This is a genomic window from Kitasatospora sp. NPDC057518 (assembly GCF_042802075.1).
Taxonomy (GTDB): domain Bacteria; phylum Actinomycetota; class Actinomycetes; order Streptomycetales; family Streptomycetaceae; genus Kitasatospora.
The window spans coordinates 1-13,946 of the sequence record NZ_JBHVEU010000240.1; the positions used below are offsets into that span (position 1 = coordinate 1).

Genomic DNA, 13,946 nt, shown 5'->3' on the forward strand with positions numbered 1-13,946 from the left:
CCACCCCCGCCGACCCGGCCGAGCCCGCCAGCTCGGCCGGCCGCAGCCGCAGCACGCACACCAGCGCCAGCGCCAGCACCCCGCCCGCCGACAGGAAGACCACGTCCACCGCGTCCGTGAAGCTGCGCACCGCGTGCTCGTGCGCCGCCCCGGTCAGCGCCCGGACCGCGCCGAGCGGCCGCCCCGGCTCGCCCGCCTCGAAGACCCGGGTCAGCACGGTGCCGAAGAGCGCCGCGCCGAGCGCGCTGCCGAGGCTCTGGAAGAACCGGATCCCGGTGGTCGCCACCCCCAGCTGGTGCCGGGGCGCGGTCTCCTGCACCACCGTGACCAGCTGGCCGATCAGCTGCCCCAGCCCGCAGCCCAGCAGGGCGAGTTCGGCCAGCACCGCCCACAGCCCGGTGTCCGGCCCGCTGAGGCCGAGCAGGGCGAGGGCGAGCGTGGCGCAGGCCGCGCCGGCCGCCAGGAAGGTCCGGGGCGGGTGGCCGCGCCCGGTCAGCCGCCCGACCAGCAGGCCGGCCGCCGTCATCCCGGCCGCCATCGGGACCAGGTAGAGGCTGGCCGAGGTCGGGGCCACGCCCCGGGCGATCTGCAGGTAGAGCATCACGTACATGATCGAGCCGACCATGCCCATCCCGACCAGCCCCTGGATCGCGAAGCCCAGCCGCACCGCGCGGATCCGGAACAGCGACAGCGGCAGCACCGGCTCGGCGGCGGTGGCCTGACGCCACAGGAAGAGGCCGAGCGCGGCCAGGGTGGCGGCGGCGAGCCCGAGGATCACCGGGGAGGTCCAGGCGTGGTCCTTGCCGCCCCACTCGGTGACGAGCAGCAGCCCGGTCGCGAAGGCCGCCGCGAGGGCCGCGCCGACGAAGTCCAGGCTCCGGCGGCCGGTCGCCCGGGGCAGCCTGACCACCAGGGCCACGCCGACCAGCACCAGCAGGCCGAGCGGCAGGTTGACGTAGAAGACCCAGCGCCAGCCGAGGTGGTCGGTGAGCAGCGCGCCGACCAGCGGGCCGACCGCCATGCCGAGGCCGGCGACGATCCCGCCCACCGCCCCGCCCTTGGCCCCGCCGCGCTCCTCCGGGTCCTTGAACTGGGCGATGACCACCATGGTGACGCTCATCAGCCCGCCGCCGCCGACGCCCTGCACCGCCCGGAAGGCGATCAGCTGGTCCATCGACCGCGCCGCCCCGCAGAGCGCCGAGCCGAGCAGGAAGGTGCCGACGGCCCCGAGCAGCACGCGCTTGGCGCCGTACACGTCGCAGAGCCTGCCGTACAGCGGCAGCAGCGCGGTGGCGGCCAGGGCGAACGCGCTGACCAGCCAGGGCAGCCGGTCCACGCCGTGGACGGGATCGAGGTCGCGGACGATCGGCACGGTGGCGGCCGACACGATGTTCATGTCGAGCACCGCCAGCACGATCGTGACCAGGCAGAGCAGCATGCCCAGCTTGCGCTGGGCCGGGGTCATCAGCGCGGTGTCCGGCGGCGCGGGTGCGGCAGCGGGTACGGCGGCGGCGGTGGCCATGGTCGGGTCCCCCCAGGGTCCGTCGGGTTCGCGCCGGGGCCGGGGCGGCCGGCGGCACGCCCTCACCATCGCAGCATTTTTGGACTCGGTCAATTCTTCATCTTGACCAATCTTTCTGCTGGGTCAACATTTGATCCTGGTACAGTCTCCCCATGGCGATGCGACCCGCACAGGACTTCGGCCCCGACGTCGACCTCGACGCCCTCCCGCTGCGCGAGCGCAAGAAGTTCCAGACCGGCATGCGGATCTTCCGCACGGCCGTCGCGCTGTTCGCCGAGCGCGGCTTCGACCAGGTCTCGGTCGCGGAGATCGCCGCCGCCGCCGAGGTGTCCAAGATGACCGTCTTCAACTACTTCCCCACCAAGGAAGACCTGGTCATGGGCCCGATGGAGCAGCACCTCGACGAGCCGGCCCAGGCGGTGCGCGACCGCGCCCCGGGCACCTCGGCGGTGACGGCGCTGCGCGAGCAGTTCCTCGCCGCACTGGAGCGCTTCGACCCGGCCGCCGGGCTGAACGACGACCGGATCGTGCTCGACGTGGTCCGGCTGATCCACCGCACCCCCGCGCTGACCGCCCGCGCCACCCACGGCTTCGACCGGCTGGCGCACGCCGCGCTCGCCGCCGAACTGCTCGCCCAGGACCCGGCCCACGACGAACTGACCGCCCGGGTCGCCACCGCCCAGCTGCTCGCCGTCCGGGTCGCGCTGATCGCCGCCAACCACCGGCGGATGCTGGCCGGCGAGCGCGCCGCCGACGCCCTGCCCGCCGTCCTGGAGGAGGCCCGCCGCGCCTTCGCCCTGCTCGAGCACGGCCTCGGCGACTACTGCGCCCGCGCCGCCTGAGAGAGTTGGCGCACCACGACCGACCGGAGGTGCGCATGGACCAGCCGCTGCTCACGCGGGACCGCTCCGCCCTGCCCGCGCAGGCCGACGGCCTCAACGCGTACGTCGGCGAGGACGGCGTCGCCGTCCTGGAGTTCGCCCGCCCGCACCGCCGCAACGCGGTGACCCTGGCGGTCTGGCAGGCGCTGCCCAAGGTGCTGGAGCAGCTGGCCGGCCACCCGGGCGTGCGCGTCCTGCTGCTCACCGGCGCCGGCAACACCTTCAGCGCGGGCGCGGACATCGCCGAACTCTCCGAGGTGTACGGCGATCCGGACCGCGCGGAGGCCTACCACGCGACCAACGTCGCCGCCGAGGAGGCGCTGGCGGCCTTCCCGCACCCGACCCTCGCCGTGGTGCACGGCGCCTGCGTCGGCGGCGGCTGCCAACTGGCCGTCGCCTGCGACCTGCGGTTCGTCGCCGAGGACGCCCGGCTCGGGATCACCCCGGCCAAGCTCGGCGTGGTCTACCCGGCGGTGCCGACCGTACGGCTGGCCCGGCTGATCGGCCCGGCCCGGGCCAAGTACCTGCTGTTCTCCGGCGAGTTGGTGGCCGGCCGGGACGCGCTGCCGCTCGGCCTGGCCGAACGCGTCCTGCCGGACGCCGAACTGGACGCCGCCGCCCTGGACTTCGCCCGGCTGCTGACCCGTCGCTCCGCCCAGACCGTCGGCGCGGCCAAGGCCGTCCTGGACGCCCCGCCCGAGCGGGCCGACGAGGTCCTGGCCCCCTGGCTGCTCCGCGCCCGGGAGGGCTCGGACGTCCGCGAGGGCCTGGCCGCCTTCCTGGAGGGCCGGCCCGCCCGGTTCTGAGCGGGAACGGGGGTCCGAGCGGGAACGCTTCCACGCGGGAACGGTGCGGGCCCGGCGGAAGGGGGCGCAGCAGCACCCGTACGATCATCCGGCCGGAACCCGTCCACCCCTTCCCGCCCCCGGAGCACCCACCCCGATGACGACCGAGGCCCAGGCCGTGCCCGCCCCGCCCACCCCCACCCGCCGGACGGCCCTGGCCCGCCGGATCACCGACGGCCTGGAGCCGAAGAACGTGATCCTCGTACTACTCCCGCTGCTGGGCGGCCTCCGCTACGGCTGGGCGGGCATCGGCTGGGCGCTGTTCGCCGCCCTGTTCGCCGCCGTCGTCCCGACCCTGATCATCGGCCACGGCATGCGCAAGGGCACCGTGGCGGACCGTCACGTCGGCCGACGGCAGCGCCGGCTGACCCTCTTCCCGCTCATCATGGGCTCGGTGCTGCTCAGCTTCGCGGTGATGATCGGACTGGACGCCCCGGCCGACCTGACCGCGCTGGTGCTGGCGATGTTCGCCTCGCTGGTCCCGATCCTGGTGATCACCGTCTGGTGGAAGGTCTCCGTGCACACCGCCGTGGCCACCGGCGCGGTGGTCTGCCTCGCCATCGCGCTCGGCCCGCTCTGGCTGCTGCTCGGCGCGCTGGTCCCGCTGATCGGGTGGTCCCGGGTGGTGCTGCGGGACCACACCGCCGCGCAGACGGCCGTCGGCGCGGCGGTGGGCGCGCTCGCCGCCGGCCTCACCTTCTGGGCCGCCCGCTGACGGGCCACCCGCTCTCGGGCCGCCCACCGGCCAGGGCGGCCACGGCGACCGGTCAGCGGATCGGCACCCCCGAGATCGCCCGGGCGATCACCAGCCGCTGGATCTCGCTGGTCCCCTCGAAGATCGAGTAGATCGCGCTGTCCCGGTGCATCCGCTCCACCGGGTACTCCCGGGTGAAGCCGTTGCCGCCGAGGATCTGCATCGCCTGCGCGGTCACGTACTTGGCGGTCTCGCCCGCGTACAGCTTGGACATCGAGCCCTCGGCCGCCGTGAACGGCTGGTTGTTGACCGCCATCCAGGAGGCCCGCCACACCAGCAGCCGGGCCGCGTCGATCCGGGTCCTCATGTCGGCGAGCTGGAAGGCCACGCCCTGGTTGTCGATGATCGGCCGGCCGAACTGCTCCCGGGTCCTCGCGTAGTCCAGCGCCACCTCGTACGCGGCCCGGGCGATGCCGATCGCCTGCGCGCCGACGGCCGGACGGGAGGCCTCGAAGGTGGCCATCGCCGCGTTGCCCCTGCCGCCGGGGCGCTTGACGCCCTCGCGGGCCCGGGCGAGGCGCTCGTCCAGCTTCTCCTTGCCGCCGAGCAGGCAGCTGCCGGGCACCCGGACGCCGTCCAGTACCACCTCGGCGGTGTGCGAGGCGCGGATGCCGTGCTTCTTGAACTTCTGGCCCTGGCTCAGCCCCGGGGTGCCCGGCGGGACGACGAAGGAGGCCTGGCCCTTGGCGCCGAGCTCCGGGTCGACGGTGGCGACCACCACGTGGACGGCGGCGATCCCGCCGTTGGTGGCCCAGGTCTTGGTGCCGGTGAGCACCCACTCGTCCTTGGCCTCGTCGTACACCGCCCGGGTGCGCAGCGCCGAGACGTCGGAGCCGGCGTCCGGCTCGGAGGAGCAGAAGGCGGCCACCTTGACGTCCTCCGGGGTGCCGAACATCTGCGGGGTCCAGGTGCCGATCTGCTCGTCGGTGCCGTTGGCCAGCACCGCGACGGCGGCCAGGGTGGTGCCGACGATGGACAGCCCGATGCCCGCGTCGCCCCAGAACAGCTCCTCCATGGCGATCGGGATGCCGACGCCGGAGGGGTCGAAGTACTGCTGGGCGTAGAAGTCCAGCGAGTAGATGCCGAGTTTGGCGGCCTCCTGGATGACCGGCCAGGGGGTCTCCTCGCGCTCGTCCCACTCGGCCGCGGCGGGGCGCATCACGTCGGCGGCGAAGCCGTGCAGCCAGTCGCGTACGGCGAGCTGGTCCGCGCCCGGGTCCAGCGAGAACGTGCTGCTCATGGTGCGTGCCTCCGAAGACGTGTGCGGCCGACCGGGGTGTTACCTCGGGTAACATCGTCGGAGTCTGCTACTGATTGGTAACCGGTGTCAACGCCCAGACAGACCCCAACTCCGAGGAGCAGCGCATGTCCCGAGAGCCCCGCCGCGAGCAGCTGCTCAACGCCGCCGACCGGGTCGTCCAGCGCGAAGGGCCGGGCGCCAGCATGAACGCCATCGCCGCCGAGGCCGGCATCACCAAGCCGATCCTCTACCGCCACTTCGGCGACCGGAACGGCCTGATCAGAGCCCTGACCGAGCGCCACACCGGCGGACTGCTGGCCGCCGTCCGGGCCGCCCTCGCCGAGCCGCTGGAGCGCCGCGACCGGGTCGAGCACGTCCTGGACACCTACCTCGCCGGCATCGAGGCCCGCCCCCAGGTCTACCGGCTGCTCACCCACCCCGAGCCCGGCGACCCGAGCGGCGCCGGCAACGCCCTCGCCCCCGCGCTCCGGCAGATCGCCGAGGAGATCACCCGGGCCGTACAGAGCCAGGTCGACCTCGGCGCCGACCGCGACCTGCTCGCCGAGGCCTGGGGCCGGGGCATCACCGGGATGGTGCTGGCCGCCGGGGACTGGTGGCTGGAGACCAGACCCTGCTCGCGCGCCCGGATGGTGCAGGCGCTGGCCGACCTGCTCTGGGGCCGGCTGGCCGCCGCCGCGGACCGGCCGACCGCCGTCCTGCCGACCGCGCCCGAACCGGCCGCGGACTGAGTCCTCCGTAGACCGAACTCTTGTGCGGCGCACGGAAGTCCGGGCATCATCGGGCCCCACCCCACCCCCCGCCGTGCGAGGTCCCCGATGCGCCTGCACCACACCGCCGTCGCCCTGCTGCTCGCCGCCACCGCCGTCCTCACCGCCGTCCCGGCCTCGGCCCACGACGGCCCCCCGGACCGCTTCCCCACCGGAACGGCCACCGCCGCCGACGGCCGCACCGCCCTCACCGACGCCCAGGGCCGCCGGCTCCTCCTGCGCGGCTTCAACCTCGACAAGTACGCCGAGGCCACCCCGGCCGACCTCGACTCCGTCGCCGCCCAGGGCTTCACCCTGGTCCGGCTGCCGGTCTCCTGGACCAGGCTGGAACCCCGGCGCGGCCGCCTCGACCCCACCGAACTGCACCGCGTCCAGCGGCTCCTCGACCGGGCCGACCGGCTGGGCCTGCTGGTCCTGGTCGACCTCCACCAGGACGTCTACGGGCCCGCGTTCGGCGGCGGCACCAACGGCGTCCCGGTCTGGGCCACCCGGGACGACGGCCTGCCGTTCACCCCGGACCCGGACGACTGGTTCGCCGGCTACTTCCAGCCCGCCGTCCAGGCCGCCTTCCGCCACCTCTACGACGACCCCGACCTGCGCGCCTGGCAGGCCGACTTCTACACCCGGCTCGCCCGCGAACTGCGCGGCCACCGCTCGCTGCTGGGCTACGACCTGTTCAACGAGCCGTTCGGCCCGGTGGACGGCGACCCGAGCGACCCGGCCGTGCTGGCCGCCGCCGCCTCCGCCCTGGAGCAGGGCCGGCTGGCCGACATGTACCGCCGCCTGATCGCCGCCGTGCGCCGGGCCGACTCCCGCGCCTGGCTGTTCGTCGAGCCGACCGTGCTGGTCGGCCAGGGCGTGCCCACCAGCCTGCCCGGCTTCGCCGACCCCCGCCCCGGCGCGGCCCGGCTCGGCTACGCGCCGCACTTCTACGACACCGCGGTCGAGGGCGGCGCCGACTGGAACCCCGCCGACGGCTTCGTGGAGCGGTACACCGCCGCGATCACCGGCTACCCGGCCGCCCACCGCCTGCCCGTCCTGGTCGGCGAGTGGGGCCCGCCGGACTCCCGCACCCCGGGCAACACCGAGCTGGTCCGCCGTCAGACCGCCGCGATGGACGGCTTCGCCGAGGGCTGGACGATGTGGTACTGGTGCCGGGGCAACGGCGGCTACTGCGCGCTCGACCCGGCCGGGCGCCCCGCCCCCGGCGACGAACCCGCGTTCGGCCCGTACCCGGTGGCCGTCGCGGGCACGGACGTCCGCACCGACGCCCGCGCCGACGGCGCCACCGTCCGCTGGCGCGCCGACGGCACCGGGCGCGGCGGCGAACTCCTGCTCCCCCCGGCCGCGTTCCCGCACGGGGCCCGGGTCGCCGTCTCCCCCGCCGGCGCCCGGGTCGAGGTCGACCAGCCGACCGGCGGGCGCGCGGGAACCGTCCGCGTCCGGCTCCCGCACACCCGCCGGGGCACAACCGTGACGGTCACGCTCACCGCGGCCCGACCGTGACGGTGACGGTCAGACCAGCCCCCGGCGGGCCAGCAGCGGCCCGGTCTCCGGCGCCCGGCCGACCACCGCGCGGAAGGACTCCAGCGGGTCCCGGCTGAACCCGCGCGCCAGCAGCTCGCGCCGGAACAGCTCGCCGCTCTCCCGCACCGCGCGCCCGTTGGTCTCGAACCACTGCACGGTGTCGGCGTCCAGCACCTCCGACCAGATGTACGCGTAGTACGCGGCGCTGTAGCCGCTGGAGAAGATGTGCTGGAAGTACGTCGTCCGGTAGCGCGGCGGGATCGCGTCCACCGCGATCCCGGCCGCGGCGAGCGCCCGCGCCTCGAACTCCTCGGCGTCCGCGACCTCCTCGCCGCGCGGCACGGTGTGCCACGCCCAGTCCAGCAGCGTGGCCGCCAGGTACTCCACCGTCCGGAAGCCCTGCCCGAAGCCCTCGGCCGCCGTCATCCGCTCGACCAGCTCGGCCGGCAGCGGCTCCCCGGTCGCGTGGTGGCGGGCGTAGTTGGCCAGCACCTCCGGCCGGACCATCCACATCTCGTTGACCTGCGAGGGGAACTCGACGAAGTCCCGGGGCACCGAGGTGCCGGAGAACAGCGGGTAGCGCACGTCCGAGAACAGCCCGTGCAGCGCGTGCCCGAACTCGTGGAACAGCGTGCGCACCTCGTCCCAGTCCATCAGCACCGGCTCGCCGGGCGCCGGGCGCGGGATGTTGAGGTTGTTCAGCACCACCGGGCGCTGCCCGGTCAGCCCGGACTGGGCCACCATCGCGTCCATCCAGGCGCCGCCGCGCTTGGACGCCCGGGCGTGGAAGTCGCCGATGAACAGGCCCAGCGGGGTGCCGTCCTCCTCGAACACCTCGAAGACCCGGGCGTCCCGGTGGTGGGCCGTCAGCTCCGGCCGCTCGGTGAAGGTCACCCCGTACGCCAGGTTCGCGGCGAAGAACACGCCGTCCCGCAGCACCCGCTCCAGCTCGAAGTACGGGCGCAGCACGGCCGCGTCCACCTGGTAGGAGCTCTGCCGGACCTTCTCCGAGTAGTACGCCCAGTCGTGCGCGGCGATCTCCGTGATGCCGTCCGCGGCCGCCGCCCGGGCCAGCTCGGCGGCCTCCCGGCGGGCGTTGGCCACCGCCGGCTCCACCAGCCGGGCCAGCAGCGAGGAGACCGCCTCGACGGTGCCGGCCGTCTCGTCCGCCACCACGTACGCGGCGTGGCTCGGGTACCCGAGCAGCGCCGCCCGCTCGGCGCGCAGCCCGGCCATCCGGATCGCCAGCGGGCCGTTGGCCTCGACGCCCCGGCCGAGCGAGGCGGCCAGCAGCCGCTCGCGCACCGCGCGGTCGGTGAGCTGGGCCAGCTCGGGCTGGCCGGAGGTGTTCTTCAGGCTCAGCACGTACCGGCCGTCGTGGCCCAGCACCCGGGCGTTCTCGGCGGCCCCGGCGATCGCGCCCCCGGACAGCCCGGCCAGTTCCTCGGCGGAGTCCAGGACCAGCGCGGCGGCCCGGGTGGCGGCGTTCACGTTCTGCTGGAACGTGGTGCCGAGCGCGGCGAGTTCGGCGTTCAGCTCGCGCAGCCGGGCCTGCTCGGCCGCGCCCAGCCGGGCGCCGGAGCGCACGAAGGCGGTGTACCGGCGCTCCAGCAGGCGCAGCGACTCCGGGTCCAGGCCGAGCCCGGCGCGGTCCTCGTACAGCGCCTCGATCCGGGCGAACAGCGCGAGGTCCAGGTGGATCGCGTCGTGGTGGGCGGCGAGCAGCGGGCTCACCTTCGCCTCCACCTCGTCCAGCACGTCGGTGGTGTCCGAGGAGGACTGGTTGCGGAACACCGCGTCGACCCGGCGCAGCAGCTCCCCGGAGCGCTCCAGGGCCACCAGGGTGTTCTCGAAGGTCGGCAGGCTCCGGTCCGCGGTGATCACCGCGATCTCGGCCAGCTGCTCGGCCATCCCCCGCTCGTACGCGGGCAGGTAGTGCTCCTCGCGGATCTCGGCGAACGGCGGGAGCTCGTAGACCAGCGGGCTGGCCTGGAAGAACGGGTTCACGGTCATTTCGCGAACCCTACGCCGTGTCCCGAGCCGTGCCCACGTGCTTTTACCGCCCCTCGCGGGGCCCGCGTGCCGCCCGTTGTCGTACCCACCCGTTAACGTCGACGCGCGGGCCCGTCGGTCGCGGGCCGCGGCGTGCCCGTCCGCGGGCCCGCGTCCCCGTACCCGTCCCCGCACGCCCGACCGCGCGCCGGAGAGGAGCAGCCCCCGTGGCACCCAGGACCGCCATCGCGCCCGATCCGCACGGCCCCGGCGGCCGGCTCCAGCCGCTGGACGACACGGGCCGGCCGCTCGGCCCGGCGGAGGCCGTCCGCGACCTCGCCACCGCCGTCGCCGCCCGGGAGGCCGCCGACCACCCGCGCTGGGTCTGGGCCGCGGCCGACTCCGGGTACGCCCCGCTGCTGCCGCGCCTGCCCGACCGGCTCGCCCGCTGCCACGACCTGCGGCTGGTCGAGGCGCTGCTGCTGGCGCACGAGGGCCGGTTCGGGGCGCCGCGCTCGCTCGGCGCCGCCTGGGCCCGGCTGCGGAACCTGCCCGTCCCGGCGGACCTGCCCGAGCCCGGCCTGGCCGACGCCGACGACGGCCAGGACACCCTGTTCGCCCCCGACCGGCTGCAACTGCCGCCCGGCGCCGACCCGTTGGAGGCCGTGGTCGCCGTCCACGCCGAACAGCAGCGCCGGATCGCCGCCATCGCCGACCCGGCCGCCCGGCAGCGCTTCCGGCTGCTGGTCGCCGCCGAGTCGGCCGGCGCCCTGGTGGCCGCCGAGACGGCCCACGACGGGCTGCCCTGGCGGGCCGACGTCCACGACCGGCTGCTGACCGAACTGCTCGGCCCCCGGCCGACCGTCCCCGGCACCCAGCCCAGGGTCCTCGCCGAACTCGCCGTCGACCTCCAGCAGGCCCTCGGCGCCAAGCCGTTCAACCCCGACTCGCACACCCAGGTGCTGCGCGCCTTCGCCGAGGCGGGCATCCAGCTCGGCTCCACCCGCTCCTGGGAGCTCAAGGGCGTCGACCACCCGGCCGCGCAGCTGCTGGTCCGCTACAAGGAGCTGTCCCGGATCCACGTCGCGCACGGCTGGGCCTGGCAGGACGCCTGGGCCCGCGGCGGCCGGTTCCGGCCCGAGTACGTGGTCGGCGGCGTGGTCTCCGGCCGCTGGGCCAGCCGCGGCGGCGGCGCCCTGCAGATCCCGCGCATCCTGCGCCGCGCCGTGGTCGCCGACCCGGGCTGGCTGCTGGTCGTCGCCGACGCCGCCCAGCTGGAGCCCCGGGTGCTCGCCGCGCTCTCCCAGGACGCCGGGCTGGCCCGCACCGCCGCCGGCGGCGACCTGTACGAGGCGCTCGCCGCCCAGGCCTTCCAGGGCGACCGGGACAAGGCCAAGCTCGGCCTGCTCGGCGCCATGTACGGGCAGACCAGCGGCGACATCGGCCCGCTGCTGAACACCCTGCACCGCCGCTACCCGGCCGCGATGGGCTACGTCGAGGCCGCCGCCCGCACCGGCGAGGACGGCGGCGTGGTCGCCTCCCGGCTCGGCCGGGTCTGCCCGCCGGCCTCCGCCGACTTCCTCGACCTCACCGAGGGCGAGGGCGCTGGCGAGGCCGGCGGCCGCACCGCCCGCGCCCGCGGCCGCTTCACCCGCAACTTCGTCATCCAGGCCAGCGCCGCCGACTGGGCGCTGGCCCTGCTCGCGGCCCTGCGCCGCCGGCTGAACGAACTGCCCGCCGCGGGCCCGGAGGACCGCCCGCACCTGGTGTTCTTCCAGCACGACGAGGTGATCGTGCACACCCCGGCCAACCTCGCCGACGAGGTGGCCGCCGCCGTCGCCGAGGCGGCCGACGAGGCCCGCCGGCTGGTGTTCGGCGACACCCCGGTGCGCTTCCCGCTCAGCACGGCGGTGGTGGACTGCTACGCGGACGCCAAGTGAGCCGCGGGCACTGGACGACGCCCGGACACCGGTCCGTCAGAGCTTCCGGAACCCGCGCGCGTCCTCGGCCGCCGCGACCACCTCGGCCAGCCCCGCCCCGGTCGAGGCGGTGACGGCGGCGGCCACCGCGCCCTCCACGAACGGCGCGTCCACGAGCTGCACGCCCGGGCGCGGCTCGTCCTCCAGCACCGTGACGGCGGTGAGCACCGAGCTGCCGAGGTCCGGCAGCACGACCACGCCCGCCCCGGCGTCGGCCCGCGCGATCGCCCCGGCGATCAGGTCGTAGCTGGTGCCGAGCCCGCCGTCCTCGGTGCCGCCCGCGACGACCACCCGCACGCCGTCCGAGGCGAGTTCGCCGAGCAGCTCGCGCAGCCCCTCCGCGAGCCGGGCGCTGTGCGAGACCAGAACAATGCCCACGTTCTCACTCATGCGGCCGACCCTACGGCCGGAACCCGGTACTCCGGGAGAGTGATCGGAATCCCGCGTGTCGCACCCCGTGCCCACCACCCCCGTCTGGCGTAGCGTCGGGGCTACGGCGTCGCCGGCCGTGGCGTCCTCACCCAGGTCACCCAGGTCACCAAGGGAGCGAAGAGCGTTGAAGAAGCTGATCAACACCCCGGAGAGCGTCCTGGAGGACGCGCTGGCCGGGATCGCCGCCGCCCATCCGGAGCTGACGGTGGACGTCCCCAACCGGGTGATCACCCGGGCCACCCGCCCGGCCGGCCCGAAGGTCGCGCTGATCTCCGGCGGCGGCTCCGGCCACGAACCGCTGCACGGCGGCTTCGTCGGCCCCGGCATGCTCGACGCCGCCTGCCCCGGCGAGGTCTTCACCTCGCCCGTCCCGGACCAGATGCTGGCCGCCGCCAAGGCCGTGGAGACCGGTGCCGGCGTGGTCTTCGTCGTGAAGAACTACACCGGCGACGTGATGAACTTCGAGCTCGCCGCCGAACTCGCCGCCGAGGAGGGCCTGGAGGTCCGCACCGTCCTGGTCAACGACGACGTCGCGGTCGAGGACTCCACCTGGACGGCCGGCCGCCGGGGCACCGGCGCGACCGTGCTGGTCGAGAAGACCGCCGGCGCGCTGGCCGAGCGCGGCGCCCCGCTGGACGAGGTGGCCGCCCTGGGCGAGCGGGTCAACGCCGCCTCCCGCTCCTTCGCCGTCGCGCTCACCGCGGCCACCGTCCCGGCCGCCGGCAAGCCCGGCTTCGACCTGCCCGAGGACGAGATCGAGGTCGGCGTCGGCATCCACGGCGAGCCCGGCCGCCGCCGCGAGAAGCTCCGCCCGGCCCGCGAGCTGGCCGCCGAGGTGGTCGACACCATCCTGACCGACCACCACCTGACCCCGGGCGACGAGGTGATCGCCCTGCTCAACGGCCTCGGCGCGACCCCGCTGCTGGAGCTGTACGTGGTCTACGGCGAGGTCGCCGCCCGGCTCGCCGAGCGCGGCATCACGGTGGCCCGCAGCCTGGTCGGCAACTACGTCACCAGCCTGGACATGGCGGGCTTCTCGCTCACCCTCACCAAGGCCGACGCCGAGCTGCTGGAACTCTGGGACGCCCCGGTCGACACCCCCGCCCTCAAGCGGGCCTGAGGAGGACGCACGATGGACTTCGACACCCCGCTGGCCGAGGCCTGGGTCCGCGCGATCGCCGCGGCCGTCGAGAAGGAGCGGGCCCGGCTCACCGACCTGGACTCCGCGATCGGCGACGGCGACCACGGCAGCAACCTCCAACGCGGGTTCGCCGCCGCCCTGACCGCCCTGGACGGCCTCCAGCCCGCCGGCCCCGGCGCCGTCCTCACCAAGACCGGCACCACCCTCATCTCCAAGGTCGGCGGCGCCTCCGGCCCGCTCTACGGCAAGGCCTTCCGCGCCATCGGCGCCGCCCTGCCCGACCCTGCCGACCCGGCCGCCGTCGCCGAGGCCCTGTCCGCCGGCCTGGACGCCATCCGCCTCCTCGGCAAGGCCGCCCCCGGCGACAAGACCATCGTGGACGCCTGGACCCCGGCCGTCGCCGCCTTCCGCGCCACAGCCGCCACCGGCGCCGACCTCCCCACAGCGGCCGCAGCGGCTGCCGACGCCGCCGAACAGGGCGCCCGCGACACCATCCCCCTCCAGGCCCGCAAGGGCCGCGCCTCCTACCTCGGCGAACGCAGCATCGGCCACCAGGACCCGGGCGCCACCTCCACCGCCCTCGTCTTCCGCACCCTCGCCGACATCACCACCACCTGACCCCCACCCACCGCCCCTCACACCCACCCCACCCGCTTCACCCCCCACCTCCCGCACCAGGGCCACCTCCCCCACCCCCACCTCCCGCACCAAGGCCACCTCCCCCGCCCCCACCCACCCGCCCCTCCCCCCGCGAGAGGGACGCGCTGCGGGAGGGGGTGGCGCAGGGGGTGGCCGCGGAGAGGGGCGTGACGGGTGATTTTCAGACTGCCAACGGTCTGAACGCC

At 75.4% G+C, this 13,946-nt stretch carries 12 protein-coding genes; 8 read left to right on the forward strand and 4 right to left on the reverse strand.

The window, feature by feature from the left end:
* Positions 1 to 1,522: MFS transporter (locus ACFU7Z_RS23610; protein ID WP_380779432.1), on the reverse strand; the 1,522-nt coding region annotated here is incomplete at its 3' end.
* Between the two features lie 152 nt (positions 1,523 to 1,674).
* Here ACFU7Z_RS23610 and ACFU7Z_RS23615 point away from each other — a divergent pair.
* The 3 genes from ACFU7Z_RS23615 (at position 1,675) to ACFU7Z_RS23625 (ending at position 3,963) form a co-directional block, all read left to right on the forward strand.
* Positions 1,675 to 2,364 carry a TetR family transcriptional regulator gene (locus ACFU7Z_RS23615; protein WP_380779434.1) on the forward strand — a complete coding sequence of 230 codons (690 nt, stop codon included), beginning with the start codon at positions 1,675 to 1,677 and terminating at the stop codon, positions 2,362 to 2,364.
* Between the two features lie 35 nt (positions 2,365 to 2,399).
* Positions 2,400 to 3,209, forward strand: coding sequence for an enoyl-CoA hydratase/isomerase family protein (locus ACFU7Z_RS23620; RefSeq protein WP_079272763.1), 810 nt, complete (start codon positions 2,400 to 2,402; stop codon positions 3,207 to 3,209).
* A 136-nt stretch (positions 3,210 to 3,345) separates the two neighbouring features.
* Positions 3,346 to 3,963 carry a hypothetical protein gene (locus tag ACFU7Z_RS23625; protein WP_380779436.1) on the forward strand — a complete coding sequence of 206 codons (618 nt, stop codon included), beginning with the start codon at positions 3,346 to 3,348 and terminating at the stop codon, positions 3,961 to 3,963.
* 52 nt (positions 3,964 to 4,015) lie between these two features.
* Here ACFU7Z_RS23625 and ACFU7Z_RS23630 read toward each other — a convergent pair whose 3' ends face one another.
* Positions 4,016 to 5,242, reverse strand: coding sequence for an acyl-CoA dehydrogenase family protein (locus ACFU7Z_RS23630; protein ID WP_049655719.1), 1,227 nt, complete (start codon positions 5,240 to 5,242; stop codon positions 4,016 to 4,018).
* 125 nt (positions 5,243 to 5,367) lie between these two features.
* On the opposite strand from ACFU7Z_RS23630, the gene ACFU7Z_RS23635 reads away from it, so the two are divergent.
* Both ACFU7Z_RS23635 and ACFU7Z_RS23640 read left to right on the forward strand, forming a co-directional pair.
* Complete coding sequence (locus ACFU7Z_RS23635; protein ID WP_049655722.1) at positions 5,368 to 5,991, forward strand: TetR family transcriptional regulator; 624 nt, start codon at positions 5,368 to 5,370, stop codon at positions 5,989 to 5,991.
* Positions 5,992 to 6,078: 87 nt separating this feature from the next.
* Complete coding sequence (locus ACFU7Z_RS23640; RefSeq protein WP_380779438.1) at positions 6,079 to 7,536, forward strand: cellulase family glycosylhydrolase; 1,458 nt, start codon at positions 6,079 to 6,081, stop codon at positions 7,534 to 7,536.
* Positions 7,537 to 7,545: 9 nt separating this feature from the next.
* Here ACFU7Z_RS23640 and ACFU7Z_RS23645 read toward each other — a convergent pair whose 3' ends face one another.
* Entirely contained in the window at positions 7,546 to 9,570 is a 2,025-nt protein-coding gene (locus tag ACFU7Z_RS23645) for a M3 family metallopeptidase (protein WP_380779440.1), read from the reverse strand.
* A gap of 206 nt (positions 9,571 to 9,776) precedes the next feature.
* Here ACFU7Z_RS23645 and ACFU7Z_RS23650 point away from each other — a divergent pair, with 206 nt between their 5' ends.
* Positions 9,777 to 11,489 (forward strand): bifunctional 3'-5' exonuclease/DNA polymerase, encoded by a 1,713-nt coding sequence (locus tag ACFU7Z_RS23650; protein ID WP_380779442.1) that lies wholly within the window; start codon positions 9,777 to 9,779, stop codon positions 11,487 to 11,489.
* Between the two features lie 36 nt (positions 11,490 to 11,525).
* Here the strand turns inward: ACFU7Z_RS23650 and dhaM are convergent, their stop codons facing one another.
* Positions 11,526 to 11,918 carry a dihydroxyacetone kinase phosphoryl donor subunit DhaM gene (gene dhaM / locus ACFU7Z_RS23655; protein ID WP_049659695.1) on the reverse strand — a complete coding sequence of 131 codons (393 nt, stop codon included), beginning with the start codon at positions 11,916 to 11,918 and terminating at the stop codon, positions 11,526 to 11,528.
* Positions 11,919 to 12,084: 166 nt separating this feature from the next.
* On the opposite strand from dhaM, the gene dhaK reads away from it, so the two are divergent.
* Entirely contained in the window at positions 12,085 to 13,080 is a 996-nt protein-coding gene (dhaK, locus tag ACFU7Z_RS23660; RefSeq protein WP_380779444.1) for a dihydroxyacetone kinase subunit DhaK, read from the forward strand.
* A 12-nt stretch (positions 13,081 to 13,092) separates the two neighbouring features.
* Positions 13,093 to 13,719 (forward strand): dihydroxyacetone kinase subunit DhaL, encoded by a 627-nt coding sequence (gene dhaL / locus ACFU7Z_RS23665; protein ID WP_375873161.1) that lies wholly within the window; start codon positions 13,093 to 13,095, stop codon positions 13,717 to 13,719.
* The last annotated feature ends 227 nt before the right edge of the window (positions 13,720 to 13,946 follow it).

Excerpts from the sequence above, each read along its gene's own strand:
- ACFU7Z_RS23615 (WP_380779434.1), top strand. The coding sequence starts at position 1,675 with ATGGCGATGCGACCCGCACAGGACTTCGGCCCCGACGTCGACCTCGAC.
- ACFU7Z_RS23630 (WP_049655719.1), bottom strand. The coding sequence starts at position 5,242 with ATGAGCAGCACGTTCTCGCTGGACCCGGGCGCGGACCAGCTCGCCGTA.
- ACFU7Z_RS23635 (WP_049655722.1), top strand. The coding sequence starts at position 5,368 with ATGTCCCGAGAGCCCCGCCGCGAGCAGCTGCTCAACGCCGCCGACCGG.
- dhaL (WP_375873161.1), top strand. The coding sequence starts at position 13,093 with ATGGACTTCGACACCCCGCTGGCCGAGGCCTGGGTCCGCGCGATCGCC.
- ACFU7Z_RS23640 (WP_380779438.1), top strand. The coding sequence starts at position 6,079 with ATGCGCCTGCACCACACCGCCGTCGCCCTGCTGCTCGCCGCCACCGCC.
- ACFU7Z_RS23620 (WP_079272763.1), top strand. The coding sequence starts at position 2,400 with ATGGACCAGCCGCTGCTCACGCGGGACCGCTCCGCCCTGCCCGCGCAG.
- ACFU7Z_RS23645 (WP_380779440.1), bottom strand. The coding sequence starts at position 9,570 with ATGACCGTGAACCCGTTCTTCCAGGCCAGCCCGCTGGTCTACGAGCTC.
- dhaM (WP_049659695.1), bottom strand. The coding sequence starts at position 11,918 with ATGAGTGAGAACGTGGGCATTGTTCTGGTCTCGCACAGCGCCCGGCTC.
- ACFU7Z_RS23625 (WP_380779436.1), top strand. The coding sequence starts at position 3,346 with ATGACGACCGAGGCCCAGGCCGTGCCCGCCCCGCCCACCCCCACCCGC.